Origin of the sequence: Streptomyces sp. NPDC092952 (genome assembly GCF_044754785.1) — a bacterium.
GTDB lineage: Bacteria > Actinomycetota > Actinomycetes > Streptomycetales > Streptomycetaceae > Streptomyces.
This window is the reverse complement of record NZ_JBIVPT010000019.1, coordinates 1-26,654: the sequence shown is the minus strand read 5'-3', so window position 1 is coordinate 26,654 and position 26,654 is coordinate 1. Positions and strand designations below refer to the sequence as shown.

Annotated in this window: 22 protein-coding genes and 2 pseudogenes; 6 read left to right on the top strand and 18 right to left on the bottom strand. The window is 70.3% G+C overall.

Annotated features, from left to right (window positions below; all coding sequences use genetic code 11):
- Positions 1-26: 26 nt before the first annotated feature.
- Entirely contained in the window at positions 27-527 is a 501-nt protein-coding gene (locus ACIQGQ_RS30965; protein ID WP_366298522.1) for a carboxymuconolactone decarboxylase family protein, read from the bottom strand.
- A gap of 120 nt (positions 528-647) precedes the next feature.
- Here ACIQGQ_RS30965 and ACIQGQ_RS30960 point away from each other — a divergent pair, with 120 nt between their 5' ends.
- Together ACIQGQ_RS30960 and ACIQGQ_RS30955 are read left to right on the top strand one after the other, a co-directional pair.
- On the top strand, positions 648-1,613 hold the full coding sequence (locus tag ACIQGQ_RS30960) for a pirin family protein (protein WP_402401977.1): 966 nt from the start codon (positions 648-650) through the stop codon (positions 1,611-1,613).
- Between the two features lie 738 nt (positions 1,614-2,351).
- On the top strand, positions 2,352-3,266 hold the full coding sequence (locus tag ACIQGQ_RS30955; RefSeq protein ID WP_402401974.1) for a GPP34 family phosphoprotein: 915 nt from the start codon (positions 2,352-2,354) through the stop codon (positions 3,264-3,266).
- A 105-nt stretch (positions 3,267-3,371) separates the two neighbouring features.
- On the opposite strand, the gene ACIQGQ_RS30950 is transcribed toward ACIQGQ_RS30955, so the two are convergent.
- From ACIQGQ_RS30950 to ACIQGQ_RS30925, 6 genes are all read right to left on the bottom strand, one after another.
- Entirely contained in the window at positions 3,372-3,728 is a 357-nt protein-coding gene (locus tag ACIQGQ_RS30950) for a fumarylacetoacetate hydrolase family protein (RefSeq protein ID WP_402401971.1), read from the bottom strand.
- Between the two features lie 8 nt (positions 3,729-3,736).
- Positions 3,737-5,356: an ATP-binding protein gene (locus tag ACIQGQ_RS30945; RefSeq protein ID WP_402401968.1), complete on the bottom strand. Its 1,620-nt coding sequence runs from the start codon at positions 5,354-5,356 to the stop codon at positions 3,737-3,739.
- The gene (locus ACIQGQ_RS30940; RefSeq protein WP_402401965.1) at positions 5,353-6,108 is read right to left on the bottom strand and encodes a response regulator transcription factor; all 756 of its coding nucleotides are present in this window, start codon (positions 6,106-6,108) and stop codon (positions 5,353-5,355) included. The genes ACIQGQ_RS30945 and ACIQGQ_RS30940 overlap by 4 nt, the downstream gene beginning before the upstream one ends.
- A gap of 175 nt (positions 6,109-6,283) precedes the next feature.
- On the bottom strand, positions 6,284-8,077 hold the full coding sequence (locus ACIQGQ_RS30935) for a CotH kinase family protein (RefSeq protein WP_402401962.1): 1,794 nt from the start codon (positions 8,075-8,077) through the stop codon (positions 6,284-6,286).
- Positions 8,077-8,760 (bottom strand): DUF4956 domain-containing protein, encoded by a 684-nt coding sequence (locus ACIQGQ_RS30930; RefSeq protein WP_402401959.1) that lies wholly within the window; start codon positions 8,758-8,760, stop codon positions 8,077-8,079. Before ACIQGQ_RS30930 ends, ACIQGQ_RS30935 begins: the two co-directional genes overlap by 1 nt.
- Positions 8,757-9,698 (bottom strand): polyphosphate polymerase domain-containing protein, encoded by a 942-nt coding sequence (locus tag ACIQGQ_RS30925; RefSeq protein ID WP_402401956.1) that lies wholly within the window; start codon positions 9,696-9,698, stop codon positions 8,757-8,759. The genes ACIQGQ_RS30930 and ACIQGQ_RS30925 overlap by 4 nt, the downstream gene beginning before the upstream one ends.
- A 654-nt stretch (positions 9,699-10,352) precedes the next feature.
- On the opposite strand from ACIQGQ_RS30925, the gene ACIQGQ_RS30920 reads away from it, so the two are divergent.
- Complete coding sequence (locus tag ACIQGQ_RS30920) at positions 10,353-11,411, top strand: AI-2E family transporter (RefSeq protein ID WP_402401953.1); 1,059 nt, start codon at positions 10,353-10,355, stop codon at positions 11,409-11,411.
- Positions 11,412-11,507: 96 nt separating this feature from the next.
- Here the strand turns inward: ACIQGQ_RS30920 and ACIQGQ_RS30915 are convergent, their stop codons facing one another.
- From ACIQGQ_RS30915 to ACIQGQ_RS30870, 10 genes and pseudogenes are all read right to left on the bottom strand, one after another.
- Entirely contained in the window at positions 11,508-12,338 is an 831-nt protein-coding gene (locus ACIQGQ_RS30915) for a DUF1295 domain-containing protein (RefSeq protein ID WP_402401950.1), read from the bottom strand.
- Complete coding sequence (locus tag ACIQGQ_RS30910) at positions 12,335-13,621, bottom strand: class I SAM-dependent methyltransferase (protein ID WP_402401947.1); 1,287 nt, start codon at positions 13,619-13,621, stop codon at positions 12,335-12,337. Before ACIQGQ_RS30910 ends, ACIQGQ_RS30915 begins: the two co-directional genes overlap by 4 nt.
- Positions 13,618-14,964 (bottom strand): class I SAM-dependent methyltransferase, encoded by a 1,347-nt coding sequence (locus tag ACIQGQ_RS30905; protein WP_402401944.1) that lies wholly within the window; start codon positions 14,962-14,964, stop codon positions 13,618-13,620. The genes ACIQGQ_RS30910 and ACIQGQ_RS30905 overlap by 4 nt, the downstream gene beginning before the upstream one ends.
- Positions 14,961-15,665 (bottom strand): DUF1365 domain-containing protein, encoded by a 705-nt coding sequence (locus ACIQGQ_RS30900; RefSeq protein WP_402401942.1) that lies wholly within the window; start codon positions 15,663-15,665, stop codon positions 14,961-14,963. Before ACIQGQ_RS30900 ends, ACIQGQ_RS30905 begins: the two co-directional genes overlap by 4 nt.
- 65 nt (positions 15,666-15,730) lie before the next feature.
- On the bottom strand, positions 15,731-16,954 hold the full coding sequence (locus tag ACIQGQ_RS30895; protein ID WP_402401939.1) for an NAD(P)/FAD-dependent oxidoreductase: 1,224 nt from the start codon (positions 16,952-16,954) through the stop codon (positions 15,731-15,733).
- A gap of 167 nt (positions 16,955-17,121) precedes the next feature.
- Positions 17,122-17,604 (bottom strand): peroxiredoxin, encoded by a 483-nt coding sequence (locus ACIQGQ_RS30890; protein ID WP_402401936.1) that lies wholly within the window; start codon positions 17,602-17,604, stop codon positions 17,122-17,124.
- Positions 17,605-17,668: 64 nt separating this feature from the next.
- Entirely contained in the window at positions 17,669-18,418 is a 750-nt protein-coding gene (locus ACIQGQ_RS30885; protein ID WP_402401933.1) for an anti-sigma factor, read from the bottom strand.
- Positions 18,415-19,008 (bottom strand): ECF RNA polymerase sigma factor SigK, encoded by a 594-nt coding sequence (gene sigK, locus ACIQGQ_RS30880; RefSeq protein ID WP_402401930.1) that lies wholly within the window; start codon positions 19,006-19,008, stop codon positions 18,415-18,417. Before sigK ends, ACIQGQ_RS30885 begins: the two co-directional genes overlap by 4 nt.
- Positions 19,009-20,039: 1,031 nt before the next feature.
- On the bottom strand, positions 20,040-21,023 hold the full coding sequence (locus ACIQGQ_RS30875; protein WP_402401927.1) for a GNAT family N-acetyltransferase: 984 nt from the start codon (positions 21,021-21,023) through the stop codon (positions 20,040-20,042).
- Positions 21,024-21,065: 42 nt separating this feature from the next.
- Positions 21,066-22,332: pseudogene (locus ACIQGQ_RS30870) on the bottom strand (IS256 family transposase).
- Between the two features lie 355 nt (positions 22,333-22,687).
- Here ACIQGQ_RS30870 and ACIQGQ_RS30865 point away from each other — a divergent pair.
- Positions 22,688-23,470, top strand: a complete 783-nt coding sequence (locus tag ACIQGQ_RS30865) for a class I SAM-dependent methyltransferase (protein ID WP_402401924.1) — start codon at positions 22,688-22,690, stop codon at positions 23,468-23,470.
- A 718-nt stretch (positions 23,471-24,188) separates the two neighbouring features.
- Here the strand turns inward: ACIQGQ_RS30865 and ACIQGQ_RS30860 are convergent.
- Complete coding sequence (locus tag ACIQGQ_RS30860; protein ID WP_402401921.1) at positions 24,189-25,130, bottom strand: alpha/beta fold hydrolase; 942 nt, start codon at positions 25,128-25,130, stop codon at positions 24,189-24,191.
- Positions 25,131-25,246: 116 nt separating this feature from the next.
- Between ACIQGQ_RS30860 and ACIQGQ_RS30855 the strand changes: the two genes are divergently transcribed.
- A complete protein-coding gene (locus tag ACIQGQ_RS30855) occupies positions 25,247-26,227 on the top strand; it encodes a helix-turn-helix transcriptional regulator (protein WP_402402189.1) in 981 nt (326 codons plus the stop codon).
- A gap of 326 nt (positions 26,228-26,553) precedes the next feature.
- Positions 26,554-26,654, top strand: a pseudogene (locus ACIQGQ_RS30850) (IS5/IS1182 family transposase); the annotation flags it as partial.

The following is a 26,654-nucleotide window of genomic DNA, read 5'->3' as shown; positions in this document are numbered from 1 at the left end:
TGCCCGGCCCCGCCCGGGGCGGCGGCTCAGCGGCCCGGTGCCGGGATCGCGGGCGCCCTGCGCACCGGGTGCTTGCTGAGGATGGAGACCCGGTTGAAGGCGTTGATCGTGATCGCCACCCAGACGATCGCGGAGAGCTCGGTGTCGTCGAACTCCTCGCGGGCCGCCGCGTAGGCGGTCTCCTGCGCGGACGCGTCCGCGGGGTGGGTGGTGGCCTCCGCGAGGGCGAGGGCCGCGCGCTCCCGCGCCGTGAACACCTCGGTGTCCCGCCACGCCGCCAGCACCCCGAGGCGCTGGGTGGTCTCGCCCGCGCGGAGCGCCGCCCTGGTGTGGACGTCCAGGCAGTAGGCGCAGCCGTTGAGCTGGGAGACCCGGAGGTTGACCAGCTCCACCAGGACCCGGTCCAGCCCCGCTTCGGCGGCGCTCGCGCGGACCGCCTCGGAGGTCTGGACCAGGGCCTGGTACGCCTTGGGGGTCTGCTTGTCGACGTAGACCCGTCGACCGTCCGCGGGTGTGGTGGCGCTCACTCGGGTCTCCTTCTGACCGGGGCGGCCGGGCACGCTTGCGGTGCGCCCCGGACCATGGTGCTCTATGATCCACCATGATAGTTGAATATCCAACAACAATGGAGCCGAGGGCGGTCCACGATGAGCAACGCTGAGACGGAACCGGCCGAGGTGCGCTGTGCGGCCTCGGTGAGCGAGGAACCCCGCGTCGAGGTGCTGTCGGCCCGCGACGTCCCGCTGGGCGGCCCCCGGGCGATGACCGTACGGCGCACCCTGCCCCAGCGGTCCCGCTCCCTGATCGGCGCCTGGTGCTTCGCCGACCACTACGGCCCCGACGACGTCGCCGCGACCGGCGGCATGGACGTCGCACCCCACCCGCACACCGGGCTGCAGACCGTGTCGTGGCTCTTCACCGGGGAGATCGAGCACCGCGACAGCATGGGCAGCCACGCCTTCGTCCGCCCCGGCGAGCTCAACCTGATGACCGGCGGCCACGGCATCAGCCATACGGAGGTCTCGACCCCGCGCACCACCGTCCTGCACGGGGTCCAGCTCTGGGTGGCGCTCCCCGAGGAGCACCGGCACGCGGAACGCGACTTCCAGCACTACGCCCCCAAGCCGGTCCGGGCGGACGGGGCCCTGGTCCGGGTCTTCCTCGGGAGCCTGTGCGGCGACACCTCCCCGGTACGCACCTTCACCCCCCTGCTCGGCGCCGAGATCGTCCTCGACCCGCACGCGAGCCTCACCCTCGCCGTGGACCCCGCGTTCGAGCACGGCGTCCTCGTCGACCAGGGCTCCGTCCGCCTGGCCGGCACCGCCGTGGCCCGGGCGGAGCTGGGCTACGCCGGCCCGGGCCGCGACAGGCTGGAGCTCACCAACACCTCCGAAGAGCCGGCCCGGCTGCTGCTGCTCGGAGGCCCTCCGTTCGAAGAGGAGATCGTCATGTGGTGGAACTTCATCGGCCGGTCCCACGAGGACATCGCCCGGGCCCGCCAGGACTGGGAGAACGCCTCCGACCGCTTCGGCGAGGTCCACGGCTACCCGGGCGACCGCCTCCCCGCACCCGAACTCCCCAACACCCGCCTGAGGCCGCGCGGCCTGCGCTGACCTGCACATTCAATGGGCGGGGAGTGCGACAGCCGGAACCTCACCGCACCCCCGCCCCGGCACTTCCAACCCGACCGCCTGCCAGCCAGGCCGGCCGCTGGCCCCCATCTCCTCAGCCGGACGCATCACCGAGCCCGACCATCTTCCACAGCGTCCAGCCCGCCTCATGCTGACCCAATGCTGACTTTTCTGGCACACCGTCGGCATGGGCATGAATCCTTTGGCGCGACACCAGCCGTCCTCCCTGGGGCGGCGCGAGGCAGGGGCGGGCTTCGGCCGCTGCGCGATCCGGAGCAGGCCGAGGCGACGCCGGTCGGCCGGGCTGCATACGAACAAGTGCTACGGCTTCAACCCCCTACGAGGTTGGCTCCGTCGTCGGCAGATCGCGTCTCGGATCGCCCGCCGGGGCATCGAGCCCTCCGGCCGCCCGGGTCGGCATCGCCCGCTCGGAGTCCGCGAGCACTGTCCAGTAGTCCGTGTTCATGGCCTGATGATCATCCACCCGGCTCCGCCGACATACTCGGCCGGAAGACCCGGAGGGTGCACGGCCGTCGTCGCCCGGAGGGCGGCGCCGCTGCGTGTGACCACAAGGCGCTGGAATGGTCTCGCAATGGCGTGCCAGGGAGTTTCGGCAACGCCGCCAGTGCGCCAGACGCTGTGCGGCAGACGGCAATTCGACGCCAGGAATAGTTCCGCCATGTCCGCAGGCCGTGAGGGCCCGCCCCCGTCCTGACAGAAATGCCTGTGTGTCCGGGCTTGGCCTCCCGGGGGAAGACACTCCGTTCCAGGCGGCACGCTGGGCATCCTGCGGAGTTCTCCCTTCCGCGGACCGTCGTGCCTACCCTGGCAGGCATGACTACGGGGGATGAACTACTCCTGCTCGCGATAGCCCCAGGCAGGCAGCGCATACGCATACGAAGCGACAATCGGCTTCGGTACGCCCTGCGGACCTCGGAGTTGGCGGATCTGGGCCTGGCAGGACGGATCGCCGTCGGGCGCCGACGGATCGAGGTATTGGACACCCGGCCTGTCGAAGACCGTCGCCTGAGCAATGTCCTGCAAGGTCTCGGCGCAGCTACTCCCCCGCCCGACCTCAAGGACTGGCTGCGCCGGACACCGCGCTCCCTGACCGTCGAGTACCTCTCCCGACTGGAGGACCAGAAGGCGGTCCGTGTCCGTCGATGGCGCGATTCCAGTGGCCGTACCCGCAACGACATTCTTTCCGTGGACATGCCGCGCCGCCAGGCACTACTGACCCGCCTCGACAGCGTGGTCCGCTCCGGCTCCGCAAGGCCCACCGCTGACCGCGACCTCACCCTCGCCGTGCTTGCCCAGGCCGCAGGCCTCGCCCCTGCCGCCTACCCTGGAGTGCGAGGCATCACCGACCGCCGCCGTATGGCCGCCCTCGCCGCAACGCACCGTCTCACCCCCTCAACCGCTGGAGCGGTCCCGGTCGCCGACGAGGAACTCGCTGCGGCACTGGCCACCGGCGCCGACGTCCTCACCCGCCAACTCCTCGGCGAGCTCAGTGACCTCTACGCCGACTTCACCACCGGCGGCCACGGTCTTGGCCACGGCTTGGACTCCGGCGATTGGTCCGAGGGCGGCGCAGGCGGCACCGGTCACCACGGCGACGGGCACGCCGGCTGGTGACTCCAACGGCAAGGAGTCTCACGGCTCTCGGCCTTGCCCGAGTCCGGTGGAACTCGGTACGCGGGCCATGTGGGCATCTCCCGCCATCCATCACATGACATAGCGTCAGAGGCCCTCTACCATCCGTAGCTTACGACCTCGTGCTTGATTAGCGTGAGGTCGTAAGTGGCGACAACGTACCCGGCCACGCGGCGGAGGGTCGGCGGCGGGAACGCGACGGGCGCGCCGTGCGACGACGACGCCGAGTTCCACGCCCCAGCCCAGCCCTTGGGAGGACGCCGCTGGGAGCGGGATGGTCGTACGGGCGCCCGCGACGGTCTGCGGTCGGACGACGCTCAGTGACGGCTCGGCGGGGCGCTGCCGGTCCAGTCCCCTGAGGTGCGCCGGGCCCAGTCGGCGCCCGACGCGATCAGGGCGCCCACTCCCAAGTGGGGTGAAGTGCTTCTTGTCGATGCGGGCCACGGCGGGGGTCAGGGGTGACGCGGATCGTGGTGAGCCTTGTCGGTGTCGTTCTTCGGCGCGGTCGTCGAGTCGGGCAGGATCAGGCGGAAGGCGCAGCCCTGACCGGGGCGGTTGTCCAGTTCGAGGCGCCCCCCGTGCGCGGCGGCGATGGCGGCGGCGATGGCGAGGCCGAGGCCGGATCCCGGTTCGCGGGTGGCGCCGAATCCCGGCGCGGTCGAGCGGTCGTGGGGGGTGGCGCGGTAGAAGCGGTCGAAGACGCGGTGGGCCTCGTCGGGTTCGATGCCGGGTCCGTCATCGGCGACCTCGACCACGCAGACCGGAGTGCCGGGCGGCAGCGGCCGGCCGCTGCCGGGATTCCCGTCGACCGGGGCTCGGGTGAGACCGACCCTGACGTGGACGACGGTCTCGGGAGGCGTGTGCGTGGCGGCGTTGGACAGCAGGTTGCCCAGGACCTGGGCGAGCTGGTGGGGGTCTCCGGGCGTCTCGACGATGTCGAGTTCTCCTCCGGTCCCGGTGTACCGGGACTCCCCCGCCCCGGCGGGTATGGGAGACCCGGGATCCGCCGGAAGCGGTTCCAGGGTGATGGTGCGGCGGGGGTGGCGGATCGCGGTGGTGGCGATGGCGTCGGCCGCGAGGGAGAGCAGGTCGACGGGTTCGCGGTGGGTGACGGGCTCCTCGCCGAGCTTGGCGAGGAGGAACAGGTCGTCGACGAGGCGGCTCATGCGGTCGGCGTTGTGGGCGATCAGGGCGTGCGCCTCGTGGCGCCGCGCGGCGGCCATGTCCGGCTCGTCGAGCAGGAGCTCGGCGAAGCCCTGGACGGCGGTGAGCGGGGTACGCAGTTCATGTCCGGCGTCGGCCATGAAGTGGCGCATGCGCGCTTCGGAGGTCTCCGTGCGGTGCAGGGCGGTGCGCAGGCGGTCGAGCATGGTGTTGAGGGCCAGGGCGAGTCGGCCGACCTCGGTGTCCGGGTCCGCGACGGGCACGTTGAGCTCCAGGGCGCCGTCGGTGATGTGCTGGGCGGTGTGCTCGACCCGGGTCAGCGGGCGCAGTCCGAGGCGGACGGCGCCGTTCCCGAGGGCGACGACCCCCGCGGCGACGGCGGCCCCGAGGGCGAGGCTGAGCCAGAGGAGTTTGGTGGTGGCGCCGTCCACGGTGTCCAGAGGGAGGGCGACGACGGCGCGCATGCGGTCGGGCCCCTCGTAGGACACCACGCGCCAGCCGGAACCCGATGCCTCGCCCCCGGCCGGGAGGGTACTCGGCCGCCCGCCGGCCAGGTCCAGGTCGGCCGCCCGGACCGGGAGCCGGGGCCCGGGGCTCCGCCCGCTTCCCAGGAAGGTGGGCAGCAGGTTTCCGTCCCGGTCGTAGAAGTAGACGCGGTAGTCCGAGGGCAGGGTGTCGTCCGGCCTCGGGGGCCGCAGCGCATCGTTGCCCGTGATGACGTCCTCGTAGACCCGGCCGGGCGGACGGAAGTGGGCGAGCCGGTCGTCCACCTGGTCGGTGAGCCAGCCGCGCAGCACGGTGAGGGCGGCGAGCTGGGACAGCAGGACGGCGCCGGTGGCGAGGAGCGCGGCGATCAGGACGAGGCGGCCGCGCAGGGAGCGCGGGCGCAGCCGGCGGAGTCTCCTCACCGGCCGGCCGTAGGCGTCTCGTCGCGCGGCAGCCGCAGGCAGTACCCGACCCCGCGCACGGTGTGGATCAACGGGGGTGCGTCCTGGTCGAGCTTGCGGCGGAGGTTCTTGACGTACGTGTCCACGATCCGGGTGTCGCCGGAGAAGCCGTACTGCCAGACCTGCTGGAGGATCTCTGCCTTCTCCACCACGCGCTCGGGCTGGGCGAGGAAGCAGGCCAGGAGCCGGAACTCGGTCGGGGACAGCTTCAGCGGCCTGCCCGCGCGGAACACCTCGTGGCTGTTCTCGTCCAGGGTGAGGTCGGCGTACCGCAGGGCCGGCCGGCCGCCGGTCTCGGCGGGCGGGGTGTTGCTGCGGCGCAGGATGGCGCGGATGCGCAGCAGGATCTCCTGGACGTGGAAGGGTTTGGTGACGTAGTCGTCGCCGCCGGAGCTCAGGCCGATGATGCGGTCCTCGACGCCGGCCCGGGCGGTGAGGAACAGCACGGGCGTGTAGACGCCCTGGGCCCGCAGATCGCGGATGACCCGGAAGCCGTCGGTGTCGGGGAGCATGACGTCCAGGACGATCAGGTCGGGGCGGCTGCTGCCCGCCTCGAACATGGCCTCCTGCCCGGTGCCCGCGCTCCTGACGGCGTACCCGGCCGCGGTCAGCGCCGAGGACAGCAGGGTGCGGATGCTGGCGTCGTCCTCCACGACCAGGACGGTGTGCCGGGCGCCGGCGGGCGCGGCCGGGAGGTTCAGCGGGGCGTTCATGTTCTCGGCACCTCGGCGGTACGGGCGGGAGAGCCGCGGCGGGCGGCTCCGGTACGTGCGGCGCGATCGTAGGCGCGCATCCTGTGCCGCTCCTGTCCATGGCATGGCCAAAGGGGGGGCCGGCGCCCCGGGGCGTCCCTGCCGGGAACGTCCGTCCGGGGCGCCGGAGCCGTTCTCAGCCGGTCACTTCCTTGTCCTTGGCCAGGGCCGCGGTACGGTCGGTGACGGTCTTGGCGAGCTTGGTCACGGCGGTGTCCAGTTCCTTGGAGCCGGCGCCCACCGAACGGGCCTGCTCGGCGATCGCCTTGACGCTTTCCGCCGCCGTGCCCGAGGCGTAGAACTTCTGGTACAGCTCGCGGTACGCCTTCTTGTAGACGGAGTCGAAGGCGTCCAGGGCCAGGAATTTGGTCTTCAGGACGTGGGACATGCCGCCCCTGCCCCCGCCGGGGCCGCCCTCGCGGTCGCCGCCGGCACCGCCGGGGAAGCCTTCCGGCATTCCTTCGGGGAGGCCTTCCGGCATGCCCTCGGGCATTCCTTCCGGCATTCCGTTCGGGGGCGTGCCCCCGCCCGTGTTCCCGCCCGTCGTGCCGCCGCCCCCGGCCCCTCCGGCCCCGGCCCCTCCCGGACGGACGCCGGGCATGCCGCCGCCCATGCCGGTGGAGTCGTCAGGTCCGGCGGTCGCGTCTCCGCTGAAGGTGAGGTTGTAGTCCCAGCCGAGCACGGAGAACTTCTTGGTGTCCAGGTCGTACCAGAGCAGGTAGTTCTTGCCGGGTCCGGCGATGTCGTCGAAGTTCAGCAGCAGGTTCTGCGAGGCGACGTAGCGGGCCAGCGAGTCGACGTCCACGTACTTGTGGAGGTCGCGGGCGAACTCCTCGTCCGACGCCTTGCTCGCCCACTTGATGAGCTTCATGACCGGTTCGAGGTCCTGGCTGCCCTTCTTGTTGAGCTGCTTGAAGGAGTTCTCGTACTCACTGGGGTCGTCCCCGCGGTATTCGAAGCTGCCGCTCGCCTTGGCCTTGTACAGCACACCGTTGCCGTCGGCGATGTCGTCGGCGTAGTCGGTGTCGGGCGCTTCGACCATGAGGCGGGTGGTGGCGGGCCGGTTGTTCACCTCCAGCTCGGTGAAGGCGTACCGCTCGGCCTTCTGTCCGCTCTTGCCGGTCAGCGAGAGGGACAGGGCCTCGTTGAGGGGGACCTGCGCGTTGCTGCCGGGGCGGAGCGAGATCTCCCGCTCGCCCTGGTAGGCGCGGCCCTTGACGTACTCGTCGATCTTGACGAGCCAGGGCAGTTCCTCGGGCTTGTTCGCGGACAGGTTGTACTGGACCATCCCGCCGAAGCCGCCGCCCGGACCGCCACCACCGCCGGTGTCACCAGTACCGGCCGTACCACCAGTGCCACCGGCAGTACCGCCGGCGCCGCCCGTACCACCGGCTTCGCCGGGACCGCCGCCGGGCTGACGGCCCTGGCGGCGGTCCTGGCCCCCGGTCGCGCCGTCGGCGCCGGCCGGGGCGCCCTGCGGGGCACCGGGCATCTGCCGGCCGCCACCGGGTATGCCCCGTTTGCCCCGCAGGGACAACAGTGTGGAGTTGCCCTTGAGGCGGATCCCGACATCGTCGAGGTGGACTCCGTCGATGACGAGGTCGGCCTCGACGTAGTCCTTGGTGCCGTCCTCCTTGAACTCCTTCATCATCTTGTCGAAGTCGGTCTGCTTGTAGGTGAGCTGGATCGAGTGCGGAACGGAGGTGTCGTACAGGCCGACCGTCCCGCGGACGTCCTCGGTGATGGGGTCCCCCTCGACGCGCGAGGCGGACGTCACGTACGGGGAGATCCGCGCGTCACCGAGGAAGAAGACCATGGCGGCGAGCCCGATACCCAGTGCCGCCCCCGGCTTCCAGTGGTGGCGCAGCCGGACGGGCAGCCGGTCCTTCAGCCGCCGTCCCCGCTGCCGCGGGGTCGTCGGGCCGTTCATCACAGGTCCGTGGTGTCGTAGCCGGTCAGAACGGTGACCCGCTGGCCGGAGGTCCGCTCCTGGAGCGCGCCGACCAGGCCGCCGGGCTCGGCGCCCTTCTTCAGCCGCACCGTGTAGAAGACCTCGGTCAGCGCGCCGCCGCGGATCGTCTCCGTGCTGACGAGCTCGAACTCGCTGGTGTACTTGATGAGGACGTCGCGGATCTGCGGCGTGTAGTCCTCACCGGCCGGGACCTGGACCTTGACGACCTGGCGCTGCACATTGAGGGCGAACCAGTTGAACTTGAACATCACCAGGACGACGGCGCAGATGACGACGGCGCCGACGGCGGCCAGGGTGTAGAAGCGGGCGCCGCAGGCCATGCCGATCGCCATGGCCAGGAAGATGAAGCCGACGTCCCTGGTCTCCTTGACCGCGTTGCGGAAGCGGACCACGGACAAGGCGCCGACCAGCGAGAACGCGCGGGCCAGGTTGGAACCGACGACCAGCATGATCAGGGCGACGATCATGCCGACGATGACCAGGGTCTGCACGTAGGACTGGCTGTAGGAGACGTTGCGGTGGGTGTACCGGTACGTGTAGCCGATCACCGTGGACAGGATGAACGACAGCGCCATCGCCGCCACGACGTCGGCGACGCTGAACGTGCCGCTCAGCTCCTGCAGGTTGAGGTCGAAGTTCACTGCGCTCCTACTTTCGACGGCGCGTCGTGCCGCACCGGCTGCTCATGAGTGGGGGTGGGGATGGGCGGCGGGCAGTCCGCCTCGTTGACATGGAAGACCGAACGCGGAGCCAGGCCGAACGCCTCGACGGACTGCACGTACTTCGAGATCCGGACGAGGTTGAGGTTGCGCCGCGCGGCCAGATCGGTGATCCAGTGCGGGGTGCGCTCATTGACCTTGATCTCCATGACCGACATGTGCGGCGGGATCGTGAACCGGTTCTCCGGTGCGGGGATGCCGAAGTGGAAGTCCCGGTCGCGTCCGCGGATGCGGCGGTCGAAGGTGACCCGCAGGCCGGTGTCGGCGTCACGGCCGACCAGGGCCTCGCGCTGGTAGCCGGTGATCGCGGTGGGCTGGAGGTTCAGCCGCACGACCAGGTCGAGGACCTCCTGGATGAAGGCGCTCTCCCTCGGCGAGTGGTCCACCATCTCCCGGCCGTCGCACAACTGCCGCGCCACACCGTAGGGAAGGGTGATGCGGCGCTTCTGCGTGACCCGGTTGACGCGCTGCTTGATCTCCACGCACACCGGGGAGTCGTCGGTGACCCCGTCGAGGTCTCCGTAGTGGCGGACGCGCAGCTTGCGACGGAACTTCAGGCCCTCGATCTTCTCCCAGTAGAAGCGGAGTTGAGGGGTGTCGTAGTACAGGCTCCACACCCCGTAGCCGCCGACCGGGCTGTGCAGATCCCGGTCCATCCGCTCACCCAGCTCGTCGCGGATCTCGGCCGCCTGCTCCACCGGAACCAGGTACTTCAGCTCGAACCGGTTGAACGCGTGCAGCCGGCTGGCCACGTGCAGCGGATCCTCCTCCGTTCCGTCCCCGACCGTTTCGTCCCCGGCCGTCCGGGCCTTGCCCGCCCGGCCCTCGCGCGCCGCGGCTGCCTTCGACAGGAACACCATGCGCCTCCTTGCTCGTACGTTGCGGATCGACCGGCCTCGTACAAGCAACCAGCGGCGCATGAGGAGCCCATGAGAATCGAGGGTTGGTTTCAGGAGTCTTTTGGGTGTCTGGAAATTGAACAAAAGGGGTTGCCGTCATGATCCGCACGCCTCGGAGCGGACGCGGCCACGGCGTCCGCCCTCGTCGCGCCACCTCCCCGCACCTCCAGCCGCCCGCCGACCGCCGTGGCCGGCATCGCCATCGCCGCCACCGCGGTCCGGGAAGGAGCAGGACATCCGGCTTCAGCGAGCCGCGCACCGGCGTACGGGGCTCCTCTACGTAGGCGTCACGGCACCCGGAGGCATGAGCACACCAGTGAGAGCCCGGTGGCCTTCGATGCACCGTCAGTCACGTGTATGGATCCTTCTGCTGCGGAACCGGTCACCCCCTGCCCTGCTCCGCCTGCGGGGTGACGTCCCGTGCATGTCGCCGCGCGCCGCCGGACCGGCCGGCCCCCTTTCTGGTACCTGCGGGGAATGCCCAGGCCATCACGCCCCCGGCCCGACGACACGGGTCCCGCCGCCCCGTCCGAAGGGCGTCGCCGCCGGATCCGTGCCGCGTCGCGTCAGATGCTGTCGCGCGGCACGGGCCCCCGTAGCGGACGGGCCCGGGAGATGCGGGCAGGGCCGCGCCACGAGCTCCGGGTGAATCCCGTGCTGCGGACCGCCGCCGCGTACGCCTGGCGGATCCTCGTCGTGGGAGCGGCCGTCTACGCGGCGTTCGCGGTGCTGGGGCGGTTCCACGAAATCGCGGCGGCCGTCTTCCTCGGCCTGGTCGTCACCGCGGTCCTGGAACCGGTCGCGAACCTGCTGGCCCGCCGGATGCCGCGCCCGCTGGCCGTCGCCGTGGCCCTGATCGGCAGCATCGTCCTCGTCCTCGGCGTCCTGAGCCTGGTCGGCGAGGCGGTCGCCGGAGAGCAGGGCAGGCTGGAGAAGGAGTTCAGTGACGGGCTCAGCAGGATCGAGCAGTGGCTGGAGAGGCCGCCGTTCCAACTCGCCCGGGGAACGCTCGACCATCTCCAGTCCCGGATCGGACAGTTCCTGTCCGGCCATCGCTCCACCGTGTTCAGCACCGCCGTCAGCGGTCTGGGGCGGCTGGTGGAGGTGGTGACGGTGATGGTCCTCGCCGTGTTCTGCTCGGTCTTCTTCATCCACTCGGGCGACCGGCAGTGGCAGTGGTTCTGCGCCCAGCTCCCGGAGACGGCCCGGGGCAGGGTGTCGACCGCGGGACGGGCCGCCTGGCAGACCTTCACCGGGTACACGCACGGCATCATCGTCGTGGCGGCGACCAACGCCGTACTCGTGGGACTGGCCCTGTTCGCCCTCGGGGTGCCCCTGGCACTCCCCCTGGCCCTGCTGGAGTTCTTCGCCGCCTTCGTCCCCCTGATCGGCTCACCGATCGCACTCGCCGTCGCCGCCGTGGTCGCACTGGCCGCGAAGGGCCCCGTCGTGGCGGCGGTCGTCATCGCGCTCATCGTCATCATCGGCCAGATCGAAGGCCACCTCCTGCACCCCCTCGTCATGAGCTGGGCCGTCCGGCTGCACCCGGTCGTGGTAGCGCTCTCGGTGATCGGCGGCGCCATCGCGGCCGGCGTCCTGGGCGCGGTGGTGGCCGTCCCACTCGTCTCCGTCGCCTGGTCGGTCCGGCAAGCCCTCCGCCAGGCAGGAGCGTAGACGAAGGGATGCGTCCGAACCGCACTCCGGAGAACCGCAAGGGCGTGTCGTCGCAGGTGAGCCCGGTGTCCGTCCCGCTGTCGAAGGCGTGCCGGCTCACTTGGTGCCCGTCGGCCTGGCAGCGTCGGGCCTCTTCGGGGGCAACGGCAGGAAGCCGCTGGTGCGGGTGGCGTAATCGGCGTAGCCGGGGCGGTGGGACATGTGCTTCTCCAGAAGGCGTTTGCCGCTGCCGACGGTCAGCAGCAGGGTCATCAGGACCGGGGAGAGCAGGACGGCGAGGGCCGGCTGCCAGGCGGTGCAGGCGAGCAGGTACAGGCCCCACCAGACGAGGCTGTCCCCGAAGTAGTTGGGGTGCCGGGTCCAGGCCCACAGGCCCCGGTCCATGATCCGTCCCCGGTTGGCGGGGTCCTTCTTGAAACGCGCCAGTTGGTGGTCGCCGACGGCCTCGAAGCAGAGCCCGAGGGCCCAGACCGCGATCCCGCAGAAGGCCGGCAGGTCCAGGGGCCGGGTGCTGTAGGAGGCGGCCTGGACCGGGAGGGAGATGATCCAGACGAGCGCGGCCTGGGCGAGGTAGACGGTGCGCAGCGCGTAGCGGGTCCGGTTGCCGGGGGCCTTGTCCAGGAGGGCGGTGTAGCGCGGGTCCTCGCCATGGCCGCGGGAGCGCCGTGCGATGTGCGCGGAGAGCCGCAGCCCCCAGACGGTGGTGGCTGCGGCGACGAGCAGGCGCCGGCCGTCGTCGCCGTGTCCGTCGGAGAGGAGCCAGGTGACGACGGCGACGGCGCTGAAGGCGAAGCCCCAGGCGATGTCGACGAGGCGGTGCAGGCCGCGGCGGACGGCGACGGCGAAGGTGGCGAGGAGCACTGCCCCCGCCGTGGCCGCGCAGGCGGCGAGGTTGACGGCGAGGGCGCCCCAGTCGGTGCCGGTCATGCCGGGCTCTGGGCGGTGTACCAGGTGGCGGGGGTCGCCGGCATGGCGGAGGCCCCCTCACGGGTGGGGCGCACGGCGAGGATCTGGTCGACGCCCATGCGGCGTTCGGTGAAGGCGAGCGAGGCTCCGGCCAGATAGAGGCGCCACACCCGGCCGATGATCTCCCCGACAAGGGCCCGGATCTCGTCCCACCGGTCCTCGAGGGTGGCGCGCCAGGCGTCGATGGTGGCCGTGTAGTGCTCCCGGAGGGATTCGGTCGAGCGCACCTCCAGGCCGGCGGTCTCCAGCAGGTCCACGGTCCGGCCGACGGGACGCATATGCATGTCGGGGGCGATGTACGTCTCGATGAAGGCCCCTCCGCCGGGTGCATGGGCGCCGCGGGACATCTGCTGGATCAGCAGCCGGCCTTCGGGGCGCAGCGCGTCGTGCAGCTTCGTGGCGAAGGCGGGGTACTCGGCGTCGCCGACGTGCTCGCCCATCTCGACGGCGGCGGCCGCGTCATAGCCGCCGCCGTCGATGTGCCGCCAGTGCCGCAGCCGGACGTCCACCAGGTCGGCGACCCCCTCGCGTGCGGCCCGCTCGGTGACGAATTCGTGCTGGGCGCGGGAGAGGGTGACGGCGGTGACGCGGGCCTCGTGCTCCCGGGCCGCGTGAACGGTGAGCGAGCCCCAGCCGCAGCCGACGTCGAGCAGCCGGTCCCCGGCGCGCAGCCCGAGTTTGCGGCAGATCAGTTCGAGTTTGTCCCGCTGGGCGTCGGCGAGCGTGTACGCGGGACCGGCGGGCCGGGTCCAGTAGGCGCAGGAGTACGCCATCGACTCGTCCAGCAGCAGCGCGTAGAAGTCGTTGGACAGGTCGTAGTGATGGCTGATCGCCGCCCCGTCCCGGGAGGCACTGTGCAGGCCGCCGGTGAGGCGGGCCCGCCCGTGGGGACGGGGCGGGGGCGGACCGGCGGCGCCGAGGCGTACGGCGAGCGCGGCTGCCGCCGCCACGTCCATGGGCCGGAGGCGGGCGGCGGGCCGGGCACGGACGGTCCGGCCGGCCCGTGACAGGGCGTCGGCGAGGTCACCGTCGACGTCGAGGTCGCCGGTGACGTATGCCTCGGCGAGGCCGAGTTCACCCGGCTGCCAGAGCACGCGGCGCAGGGCGGCGGGTGAGCGGAGTGTGACGAGGGGGGCATGGGCGGGTCCGGTCTGGCTGCCGTCCCAGGCGCGGACCCGTACAGGGAGGGGGCCGGGGAGGAAGTGGCCGAGGAGCTGGGCGAGTAGGTCGGCGGCGGGCTTCATCGGTGGGTCCCTTCGGTGAGGAGCAGCTGGCGCACGTCGAGGTAGCCGGAGCGGAATCCGGCTTCCGAGTAGGCGAGGTAGAACTCCCACATGCGCTGGAAGACGGTGTCGAAGCCAAGGGCCGTGACGGTGGGCCGGGCGGCGGTGAACTTTTCCCGCCACAGGCGGAGGGTCTCCGCGTAGTGCTCGCCGTAGCCGTGGTCGGCGGCGGTCGTCAGCCCGGCGGCGGCGGAGTGCCGGGCGATGGCCCGACGGGAGGGGATCAGACCGCCGGGGAAGATGTACTTGCTGATCCAGGTGTGGGTGGCGGCGGTGTGCAGCATCTGCCGGTGGCCCATGGTGATGGACTGCAGGGCGATCCTGCCGCCGGGGGCGAGGGCGCGGCGCAGCGCGGTGAAGTAGGACGGCCAGAACTCGGCGCCGACCGCCTCGATCATCTCGACGCTGATCACGGCGTCGTGGCGGCCCTGGATGTCGCGGTAGTCGCGCAGCTGGACGTCCACCCGGTCGGACAGTCCGGCTGCGGCGATGCGCGCGCGGGCGAGGCCGGCCTGTTCGGCGGAGAGGGTCAGGGTGGTGACGTGGGCGCCGCGGGCGGCGGCTCGCAGGGCGAGTTCCCCCCAGCCCGTACCGATCTCCAGCAGCCGGGTGCCGTCGCCGACCCGGGCGAGGTCCAGGAGTCGGTCGATCTTGCGGTGCTGGGCGTCGGCGAGGGAGGAGAAGTCGGCGGGTAAGCCGGTGAAGACCGCGGAGGAGTAGGAGAGGGTGGGGTCGAGGAAGGCGGAGAACAGGTCGTTCGACAGGTCGTAGTGGTGCTGGATGTTGTCGCGGGCCCCGGCGCGGGTGTTGCGGTCCGCGGCCGGGCGGGCGGACACCCACAGGCCGCGCAGCCACCGCAGGGCGGCGGGGACCAGTTCGTCGACGTGGCGTGCGAGGACGGTCAGCACGCCGGCCAGGTCGTCGCTGTCCCATTCACCGGCCATGTAGGACTCGCCGAAGCCGATCAGGCCGTGGTGGCCGATGCGCCGGTGGAAGGCGTCCGGGTCGTGGAGGGTCAGCCGCGGGCCGGGGGCTTTGGCGGCGGACGCGGTGAGACCGAGGCGGTCCAGGGCGCGGCCGACCAGGTGTCCGGCCAGGGCGGTCCGGGCGGTTCCGGCCTCCGGCAGCAGGGCCAGGTCCGGCCAGCGCTCCGTGTCCACCTCGGTACGGCGTGCGGGGGGCGCGGTGGGGCCGGTGGTGTGAGGGGGGTGGGTCCGCTGCGGGGAATCGGTTTGCGGAGGGATCCCGGCGGGGCGGCCGGACGGCCGGGTGCGGCCGCGGGACGTGGGGGCGGGCTGGGTCACGACGGCGTGCCTTCCTTCGGGGCGGTCCGGGGACGGGGATGCACGGGCAGGCCGCGCAGCAGCAGGTGGATGCCGTGGCGGCGGATACCGGCCCAGACGGCGGCGGTCGACCAGGGGCTGCGGGCGACGGCGGACAGCAGGGCGGGGACGGTGGCGGGGCGTCGGCGGCCCCGGACGACGGCGGTGAACGCCCGGCCGTCCTCGTTCTCGAGGTGGACGGCGAGCCGCAGCCGGTCGTCGGGCAGCGGAAGCCGCATCCGGTAGCGGCCCTCGACGGCGAAGAACGGCGAGACGTAGAACGTCTTGTCGGTCTCCGCCTCACCGGTGCCGTCGGTGCGCAGCAGGTAGCAGTGGTGCTGCCCGTAGGTGTTGTGGACCTCGGCCACGACGCAGACGGGGGCGCCGGAGCGGTCGTGGCACCAGTACACGGTGAGCGGGTTGAAGACGAAGCCGAGCACCCGGGCGTGCGCCAGCATCGTGACACGCCCGCCGTCCAGGTCGATGCCGCGGGCGGCGAGGTAGGCGTCGAGTCCGGCGCGGATGGAATCCGTGCCGCCGCCGAAGTGGTCGCGGGCGTCGAACCGGGCGAGCGGGCGCACCGGCCGGGGCAGCACCGGCAACCGGTCCAGGTCCACGCACCACAGGTAGGTGCGGTGCCGGAAGGAGTGGCGCAGCGGGGTGGTGCGGGCATGCGCGATCACGCATGCGTAGAGCGCCGCGGGGGGCGCCGATGTCGCCGCAGGTGCGGCGGGTTGCGCGGCCCCGGTCACCAGCGCACCCCCAGGGACCGGGCGGCCCGAACGCCGGAGCGGCAGCCGTCCTCGTGGAACCCCCAGCCGTGCCAGGCCCCGGCGTAGGCGGTCACCCCGTCGTCCAGGCGCGGCAGCCGTTTCTGCGCGGCGACGGAGGCGGCCGTGTACACCGGGTGCTCGTAGACCATCCGCTCCACCACGCGGTCGGCGGCGATGCCGTCCTCGCCGCCCAGGGTGACGACGTAGTCGGCGCCCTCGGGCAGGTGCTGGAGCCGCCGCATGTCGTAGCTGACGCGGACGGGCTCCGCCGAGGGGTCGCAGCTCGTCATCCGGTAGTTCCAGGAGGCGCGGGCGCGGGGCGAGCGCGGCAGGACCCGGGTGTCGGTGTGCAGCACGGTGGGGTTGCGCGAGTACGTGATCGAGCCCAGAAGCAGCTGTTCCTCCTCGGTCGGGTCCGCGAGCATGCGCAGCGCCTGGTCGGGGTGGGTGGCGATGACCACGGCGTCGAAGGCGTCGGTGGTGCCGTCCCCGGTGGTGATCAGCGCGCCTCTGCCGGTGCGCCGGACGGTGCCGACCGGGCTTGAGGTGCGGATGCGCTGGATGTGCTTCGCGGCGGCGGTGACGTACGCGGCGGAGCCTCCGGTGACGGTCCTCCACCGCGGGGAGCCCGTGACGGACAGCAGGCCGTGGTGGTGCAGGAAGGTGAACAGGTGGGCGGCCGGGTAGGAGAGGGCCGTCTTCGCGGGGCAGGACCATACGGCGGCGACCAGCGGCAGGGCGAAGTGGCTGACGAAGTAGGGGGAGAATCCGCCCTTGCGCAGGAAGTCCCCGAAAGTGACGCCGCAGTGGGCTCCGCGGGCGAGGAGGCGGCGGGCGCCGCGGTGGAAGACCGGTACCTCCGCCAGCAGCCGCAGATGGCGGGCGTGCCGGGCGGCCCGGGAGGCGAACAGGGCGGCCGGGCCGCGAGCCCCCGCGTACTCCAGATCGCAGCCGTCGCAGCGGACCGACATGCTCATCTCGGCGTCCTGTGTGCCGATGTCCAGTTCGCGGAAGAGCCGGAGCAGAGTGGGGTAGGTGCGCTCGTTGTGGACGATGAACCCCGAGTCCACGGCGACCGTGCCCCCTCCGGGTTCCGGCAGTTCGCGGGTGTGGGCGTGACCGCCGAGCCGGTCGTCCGCCTCGTACAGAGTGACCTCGTACGAGGACGCCAGGATGTAGGCGGCGGTCAGTCCCGCCACTCCCCCTCCCACGACGGCCGCTTTCCGCTCTTCCGTCACAACCGCTCCCACCGTTCCGGTACGCCGCCAGGCTGCTGCGTCTCGCTCGTGATTCGCAGCGGCCCGGCGGCCGGATTGGAGGAGATTCGTGACGGTGCGACGGCTCGTCGCAGGAGTCGTACGTGCGTTCAGGCGGGGAGTTCGGCGAGTTGTGCGGTCAGGGTGGTGGCGGGCGGGTAGGTGGCGCCCAGCGCCGTGACGTGTTTCCAGTGCAGGCGGCCGGTTGCGGTGATGATGAAGACGGCCCGGCGCAGCCCGATGAGGGGCGCCGTGATCCCGAAGGCTTTCGCCACCGTGCGTCCCTGGTCGGACAGCAGGGGCATGCGCAGGCTCCGGTTCCGGGCGAACCGCTCGTGGCTGTCGAGTCCCTGGGGGCTGATGCCCCACACGGTGGCCCCGGTGGACTGGAGGTCGGCCAGGCCGTCGGAGTAGGAGCACAGCTGTGCGGTGCACACCGGAGTGTCGTCACCGGGGTAGAAGGCGAGGACCAGGGGCTTTCCGCGTTGTTCGCGCAGAGTGTACTCGCGCCGCTGGAAGGTTTCGCCGTCCAGGTGTCCGCCGGGCAGGCGGAAGTCACCGATGGTGTCCCCGATCTTCGGGGTGTGGGACATGGGGGATCTCGATTCGGTATGTCGGTGCCGGCACGTCGCCGACGGTTGCGGTGGTGTGCCCTGATCAGGCCGGCAAGGCCATCAGGAGCAGAGGATCGGTGGTGGGCCGGGGGGAGCCTCCGACGGGTTCGAGGGTGAGGCCCACGGCACCGGCGTCGGCGGGGTTGCCGCTGAGGACGACGGTGCCGTCGTGGTCGATGAGTCCGGCGGGGCGCATGGTGCCGTCATGGTCGAGCCACAGCTGGTAGGTTCTGCCCGCTCCGGGTGCGGGGAGGCCGGCGACGGTGAAGACGGCTCTGTTCTGCCGGTCGGAGGAGACCACGGTGGTCAGGGCTCCGTTGGCCGCCTTGGCGTGGACGGTGCGGGCATCGGGGGCGGCCAGGACGGCGCTGACCGTGTCGAGTTGCTGCTGGGCCCGTCGGGCCTGCTGCTTGAGGCCCTGCCCGTTCTGCGCCTGCCATACGGCAACGCCACCGAGTGCGGCGGCGGCGACGCTGGCGGCCAGGGCCAGGGGTACGGCCCGGCGGCGCAGCATGTCACCGAGCGCGGGCACGGCCGCGGGGGCGGGCACGCGCGGGGGCAGTTGACGCACCCCGTCGATGGCTTCCATGACCTGCGCCTTGGCCGCCGCGGGCGGCGGCTGGGAGACGGCCGCGGCCAGGCGGGCCGCGGTGGCCTCGAACTCGGCCGCTTCCTGCCCGCATGCCTCGCAGGCTTGGAGATGGGCGTCGAAGGCTCGCCGTTCGCCGTCGTCGAGGGCTCCGAGGGCGTAGGCGGCGGCGAGGGTGTGGGCGTCGGTGGCGTGGTGTTTCATGTGGTCACCCCCATGCAGTCGCGGAGCCGGATGAGCCCGTCGCGCATGCGTGTCTTGATGGTGGGAAGAGGAGCGCGCAGGGCTTCGGCGACTTCACGGTAGGTCAGCCCCCGGTAATAGGCCAAGGTCACCGCTTGGTGCTGCAGTTCGGTCAGACCCTGTAGGCAGCGGCGGACCTGCTCCGATTCCAGTCGGGTCTCGACCTGCTCGGCGACCTCGTCGAAGGCGGTGGTGTGCTCGCGGGCGGCCTGGGCATGCTCACGGTCGGTGGCGGCCTGGGCGGAGCGGACCCGGTCCACCGCACGCCGGTGGGCGATGGTGGCGGCCCAGGTCGTCACGGAGCCGGCGTCGGGACGGTAACGGGCGGCCTGCCTCCACAGGTCGATCATGACCTCCTGGGCGACCTCCTCGGACTGCGCCCGGTCGCGTACGACTTTGACCACGATCCCGAACACCATGGGCGCGAGGGCGTCGTAGAGGGTGGAGAACGCCTGTTTGTCTCCGTGGGCGACCTTCTGCATGACGTCGTCGAGGTCGTGGCGGACAGGGTCGCAGGAGCGGCCGGTGCTGAAGGGGACGGGTCGGTTCACCTCTGGGGCTCCGGCTGTGGGGAGAAGGCGAATAGGCGGCCTGATGCGGCCGTCTGGGGGCGGGGCGTCCATCGCATGCCGGTCCTTGTGTTGTCGCTGATGCGGGGCCGGACCGCCCCCGGGGATGGTCCGGCCTTGGGCAACATGTGCCGTGTCGCTTGTTCTTCGTAGCCGACCAGCCTGCGGATGGGATGCTTCTTCGCCACCCGCACCGGCCGCTGCCCTCGCCGAGCCGGCATGGATACACCTGCTCCGACTCGCGCGAACCGTCGGCGTCGCCGGCGGCGTCCCGATCGGTACTCTCCTCGTACGCCCGCTTCCTCTTCCCCGCTCCCGGACCCCGCGCCCGGTGGCCCGCCCGTCCCTACCGAAAGCCGGCCGCATCCCGTCACGGGATGGACGCCGTCACGTCGTCGAGCCCGTGCTCCGTCATGCCGTGCGGCAGCATCCCGCTGATGAACGGGCCCACGTACCCGTGCGCGCGGCGAAGACCGGAAGGCCGATACGTTCCAGCGGCCGGTTGCGTACCTCGCCGCCGCGCCGGCCGACCGCGATCGGTTCCGGGAAGAGCCCCGCCAGTGGTGGGCCGCCGCGGTCAGTACCGGCGAGGCTTACGGGCTGCACTTGGCCGAGAACATCAGCTCCAGCAGCGCGGCGTTGTCCACCGCGAAACGCACATGGGCACGCGCCGCGGCGTCGAGGCGTTGAGCGAACGCCACCTCGTACCCTCCTGGGAGGCGGCGACGGCATCGGCCAGTCACTCGAAACCGGACTGCGCCAGGGCGTCCAGCAAGTCCTGCTTCGTCTTGAAGCGGCGGCTGCGTGCGCGCGGGGCTGACCCCCATGGCACGGGCCGGATCCTGCAAGGACAGCTGGTCGGCGCCCTTGTCGCGCAGCGTCTGCTCCGCCTGGGCGAGCGCCGGGGAGCAATCGTCGGCATCTCCTCCACCAGTGGGCTGATGCCTGGGGCCTTCCCCGTCGAGGGATGGTCACATTCTGTGGACCGACCGGACAGTCCCATGACCGGTCGATCAAGCGAGCGGCTTGCGGTAGCGGACATACTCGTTCTGTCTCCGGAACCCCACGCTCTCGTAAAGATCGTAGGATCGGTGCGGATTTGCCGTGCCCGTGTACAACCTGGCAGTCGTTGCACCCTGCTCGCGAAGGCTTCGCAGCCCGTCCAGCAGCAGGATCCGGCCGATTCCGAGGCGTCGCTGGTCCGTTCGGACACTCAGCTCTTCGACCTCGCCCACGGTGTGGTCGTGGCCGCGGATGGAGCAGAGGGCCACGCCGAGCATGTCCTGCCCGTTCCAGGCAGCCCTCCAGCATGCCGGGTTTGCGGTGTCGACAAAGTCCTGGAAGGACCATTTCTGAGTGAAACCGGTATCCGCGTACGAATCGACGACGGTCCTCCAGGCCGCGCGGTAGTGGCTGGTCCCGATCGGCCCCGTCCGTATACCGGCGGGGAGTTCGCGGCCCGGCTCGGGCAACTGCCGCAGATCGCCCAGCTCCAGCTCGACCAGACTGAAAACACGTCGGTAGCCGGCTGCGAGCAGAAGCGCCGTGGCGTCCTGCTCGGAGAGCAGGGCGTTGGCACCGATCACTGCAGTCCGCGCCGTGCCATGTTCTTCGACGAGCCGGCGGATCCGCTCTTCGGCCCAGCGCAGCATGGCTGATCCGATGCCCTGGTCGCGATGCTCGGGCAAGAGGTAACCGCGGTGCAGGTACAGCCACGTATCGTCCCGCTCCTGCCACCACCGGATCGTCGAGTAGCCGACGACGCTCCCGTCGCGCACCACCAGAACCTGGTTCTTGGACGGCTCGTCCAGCTTGGCAGAGGCCTCGGCGATCTCGGCGGCTGTCGGGATCCCTTCCACAACCGAACGGGCGTCGACCCTGTCCCGTTCGACACATTCCAGCCGCACCGCGGCCATGGGGCCGTGGTCCTCGTCGCCCCGATACGGCCGGAACCCGAAGCCGGCTGGGAGGTCCTGTCCTGGCGTGTCATCCGACATGATCGGATGATCTCGAACTTTGAGGCAGGTCCACCACCCTGTTCATGATTCATGCTGCGGTCGTCTGCGGCCGTTCCACGAGTCCACGAGGTAGCCGCGTTCGAAGTGGGCTCCGGCTCGGACGAGGGCGACGAGGTGGGGCGCATTCACGGCTCGCCGGCGGGTCTGGGCGGGCTCCACGAGCTTGAACACCATCGCAAGTGCGGCCGCTCGTGAGCCGGCCCCTTTGGTGACCTCGGTCCGCAGCCGGACGGTCGCGAAGGTCGACTCGATCGGGTTGGTCGTCCTCAGGCGGACCCAGTGCTCGGCGGGGAAGTCGTAGAAGGCCAGTAGTCCGCCCTCGTCATCGGTGATCTTCTTGACGGCCTTGGGGAACTTCGCGCCGTACTGTCTGGCGAACGCGGCGATGGCCTTGGCCGCGTGCCCGCGGTCTTCGGCGTTGCGGATGTCCTGGATGGCCTTCTTCTCCGCGGGCTGGGCCGACTTCGGGAGGCTGTCGAGGCAGTTGGCCGTTCTGTGAACCCAGCACCTTTGGTGGCGGGTTTCGGGAAAGACCTCGTTGATCGCGTTCCAGAAGCCGAGGGCACCGTCTCCGACGGCGAGGACCGGAGCGCGCATGCCGCGCCGCCGGCAGTCCCGCAGCAGGCCGGCCCAGGACTCCGGCGACTCGCGGTAGCCATCCGCCATGGCGATCAGCTCCTTGGCGCCGTCCGCGCGCACGCCCATCACGACCAGGACCGCAGCCTTCGCCTGCTCCAGATGGATCCGCAGATGGATGCCGTCGGCCCAGATGTAGACGTAGTCCGTGGCGGACAGGTCGCGCTCGCCGAGTGCCCGGTGGTCGGCCTGCCGCTGCTGGGCGAGCCGCGTGACGGTGGCCGGGACAGCCCGGCCGAGGAGTCGAGGAACTGATCGAGCACGGGCACGAAGTCCCCGCTGGACAGGCCATCCAGGTAGAGCAGTGGCAGCACCTCGCCGGTCTTCGGGACTTGCGGCACCACGGCGGCAGGATCGCCGAGCTGAACCGCTTGCGCTCGCCGATTGCCTCATCGACGCGCTTGTCGTTGACCCTCGGCGCCTTCACCTCGACCGTCCCGGCGGCAGTGGTCACCTTCCTCGGCCGGTGACAGCCGTTGCGGACCACCAGACGGCGTCCGCTCTCGTCACACTGGTCCGCCAACTCGGCTATGTAGGCTTTGACTTCAGTCTCCCGTGCGGTGGCCAGCATCCGCCGCGCACCCTCCCGGACGATGTCGTCGATCAGAGAGCCGGCCTCGGTCGATCCATCGGCGATCACTACGCTGAGCACGGGCATGCCTTCCCGACCGACGGTGCAACGTCGGCCTGCTCGATGACCAGAAGTCGATCACTCGGGAAGGTACGCCCTTCGCGTCCGCCCCGAGGCCGATCCACAGGTCATGAGCATTGCTCGCATCACCAGAACAAGGGCAACAGGGGGCGGGGGCCGCCGCCCCGCCGTAACAGCCCGCAAGACCGACGACGTACGCACCGTGTACCTGAATGCCGCCCCCATCGCTGCCCCTGGCCACCGACGACGGATTCCTTGTCACCGTTCGGCCGCACGACCGGGTCGCGTTGCCGTGCCCAGCCCACCCGGCCAAACCCGCTCACACTCCCTGGTGGCAACGCACTACGGTGGAAACATGTCTGAGCCCTCCGTGCGTGATTTCTACGACGATTTGGCCCACGATTACCACCTGATGTTCCGGGATTGGGACGCAAGCATGGCCTACCAGGCCGAGGCATTGGGCGCGCTCATCCGCCAGCACCTCGGCGCGGGCCCGCACACCGTCCTGGACTGCTCGTGCGGGATCGGCACCCAGGCCATCGGGCTGGCCCGGGCCGGACACCAGGTCATCGGCAGCGACCTGAGCCCGATCGCCGCCGCACGCGCCGCCACTGAGGCGGCGGTCCGGGGAAACCGACTTCCTGTCGCTGTGGCCGACATGCGTCAACTCCCTTTCAGCGACTCCTCATTCGATGTCGTCCTCTGCGCGGACAACTCGCTGACGCACCTACTCTCCGGTCAAGACCTCCGGACGGCACTCGTCGGCATGAGACGTGTACTCCGAGACGAAGGACTGTTGGTGATCACCGTCCGGGCCTACGCCGACCCGCGCCGGACCAAACCCACGTCAATGCCTCCCCAGGTCACACAGACACGCGACGGCCAAGCGATCACCTTCCAACTGTGGCACTGGCACGAAGACGGCGAACGCTACGATCTGGAGCACTTCCAACTCATCCCCGCAAAGGACACGTGGCAGGTCCGAGTCCGCCGAACCACCCACTGGGCGCTGACGCCCCCACAGCTGACAGAGTTCGTGACCGAAGCCGGCTTCACCAACATCGCCTGGCGCAGCCCGGCCTCCAGCGGGTACTACCAGCCCGTTCTCACCGCATATCGCGCTCCTTCAGCGCAGTAACCCAGACATCGGCTCCGCCCTGCCTAACGTTCCGTTCGTCCATAGCAATCCGGTAAGCGTCGCCGTCACAGAACTAGCGATACTTGAATAGGAGCACGGACGGCACGAGGCGGTTTTCAGTGATCGGAACGAAACACCGAGGCGAGTTGGCGGCCTGCGAGCCAGATACTGCGAAGTAGCTCGCAGCCCTTGGCCGAGCGCCGGACGACTTCCTACCATTCGAGAAGGAGACGCTATGCCGCTTATTTCACATATGCCGGACTCGGTGAAGTCGGATCAGAACAGCACTCTGGCTCGATAGAGTCGCAGGTCACGAAGTGGGGTCCCCGCGCGTGCGGGGGTGGTCCCGGCTCCTGCACCAGCCGATGCCGACACAGACCGTGGTCCCCGCGCGTGCGGGGGTGGTCCCTCTCCATCGCCATCCCCGAGTGGCTGCGCGACGTGGTCCCCGCGCGTGCGGGGGTGGTCCCTGCCGGGTGTTCACTAGGCAAGTGGGTTGTCGGGATGACACTTGTCGGGGCTTGGGTCAGTCGCTCGGGCTCGACGAGCCACGGTGGGGAGGTTGGGTTCCACCCCAGGGTGAGCCTGAAACCCGCTACCAGATGACCTTGAAGCCCTGACGAGGAGGCCGCGCGACCTGGCCCGCCCCCACGTCCGGCTGTCATCGGTGTGATGCGAGAACTCGGCCTTCAGGTGATACGAACCGGATCACGAGACTCTAGCCCTGCCGGTCCAGCCATTCTGAAATCACGCGGTTGGTCTCTTCGGGCATTTCCCCCTGGATCCAGTGACCGCAGTCCAGGCCGACCACTTCCACGTTGGGCACGAACTCTGTCAGGGTCTCGGACCTCGGGACCGCAAGGTCCCGGTCGCCGTAGATCATGAGGGCGGGCTGCTTGATGATCGGGTCCGCGTCCGCCAGCTGGTGCCAGTTGCGGTCGAGGTTCCTATACCAGTTGATGCCGCCGGTGAATCCCGACGCCTCGAACGCGGAGATGATGACGGCGAGGTCGCTCTCGGTCATGGCGGGGTCACCGAGCGGTGTTTCCGCCTTGGCGAGATTGATGAATGCCATGCCCGGCTCAGGGGGTGCGGGGGGCACGTTCTTCCGGTAGAGGTTGCGGATGAACTGGGAGGTATTGGCATCGAAAACGGCGTCCGCGACGCCCGGCTGCCGGTTGAAGTGGACGAAATAGAAGTCACCGCCGAGGAAGGTTTCCATGACCTCGATCCACGGCGTTTCTCCGCGTTCCATGTAAGGCAGGCTCAGGTTGATCAGCTTGTTCACCCGGTCGGGGTGCAACAGGGCCAGGCTCCAGACGACGAACGCACCCCAGTCGTGGCCGACGAAGGTGGCGTCCTCGTAGCCATAGTGGTCCAGGAGCGCGACGAGGTCACCCGTCAGGTGTTCGATGTCGTAGTCCGTCACCTCGGTCGGGCGGGATGAGTTGCCATATCCCCGCTGGTTCGGTGCGATGACGTGGTAGCCGGCTGCGGCGAGGACGGGCATCTGGTGACGCCAGGTGATGGCGTGCTCCGGCCAGCCGTGGCAGAGCACGATGGGCTTGCCCTTGTTTTCCCGGCCTGCTTCGAAGACTTCGAGCTCCACACCGTTGACCTGGATGAGGGTGGGCTCGGGAAATTCTGCTTGATTGATCACTGCTTTTCCTCTCTGGGGGCGTTCGCTGGCGGTCGACCTCCTCGATGAGGTCATGTCGCCAGCTTGCTACCTAAACCGGTCACCTCATGACCGGTTTTTATGAGAGTTTTGTCTGTATGCGATCCGATCGGCTGGTGTCCATACTCCTCTTGCTCCAACGGCGCGAGCAGGTGACAGCCGCAGAGGTCTCCCGAGAGCTGGACGTCTCCGAGCGCACCGCCCGCCGTGACCTCGACGCCCTGGCCATGGCCGGGGTGCCCGTGTACTCCGTACAGGGCCGAGGCGGCGGCTGGCGCCTCGTGGGCGGCGCTCGTACCGACCTGTCCGGGTTGACCGCCAGTGAGGCACGCGCCCTGTTCCTGGCTGTCGGTCCGGCCTCGGATGCGACGCCGGCGATGAAGGCAGCTCTGCGCAAGCTCGTCCATGCTCTACCGAAGCCCTTCCAGGTGCAGGCCGAGGCAGCGGCGGCGTCGCTGGTCGTAGACCCGCAGCGATGGGGGGCGAGCCGGATCGAGCACCGGCCGCCTCGCTTCCTCGACGAACTCCAGGACGCGGTGATCAGCGGCGTCCAGGTGTCGCTCGGCTACGTCGACAGCAAAGGCGTCGAAACCCGGAGAACCGTCCACCCGCTGGGCATCGTCGCCAAAGGTCCTGTGTGGTATCTCGTCTCCAACACCGAGACCGGCCGACGGACCTTCCGGATCGACCGCGTGTCGTCCGCCGACCCGACCGGCGACCCTGTGCACCGACCCGGGGACTTCGACCTTGCCGAGAGCTGGAATGAGATCGCCAAAGAGGTCGATCGCAAACGAACGCCGCTGGAGGTCCAGGCGGTATGCACACCCGACGGGATAGGCATACTCCGGATGGCGCTCGGCGACCGGCTCGACGTGGGAGGTTCCACGACCGACGGCCGCATCGAGGTCGTGATCCGCGGCCCCAACGAGTACATCCTCGCCGGCGAGCTCTCCGGGCTGGTCGAATGGGTCGAGGTGACCGGCCCTCCGGAGGTCCGAGACCGCCTGGCCTTGATCGGCAACGCCCTCGTCGAACGATACGGCCGGCCGCGCACCAGCGGAAACCTTCACCCGTCTTGAAGCGGACGAGGCAGGGCTTCGAGAACAGTTCCGCCCAATAGGGTGGGTTTGACCGTTCCGGCAGGAGCCCGGTCACGACGCTGGCGGGTCCGCTGGCCTGGCTCTCTGCGGGTGAACCGTCTCGTGCCGGGCCAGCATCGCCACGCACTCGGCGCACTTCCGGGGCCGAGGTCGCGACGGGCGGTGCAGGTTATGGCGGCGGCTGGCGCCTCGTAGGCGGCGCTGTCGATCACGGGCCGTGGGCCATGGGCGGCTAACTGATCATTTCAGAATGAGTTCGGCTCAGGGTCTTGGCAGTTAGGTTGGCGGGCGGCAGAATTTTGCGAGTGCCTGATGATCTTGTGCCTGATGATCTGTGGGAGCGTGTCGCCCCGCTGCTTCCTACTCGACCGCCGAGGCGTCGGCGGTATCCGGGCCGACTGCCGGC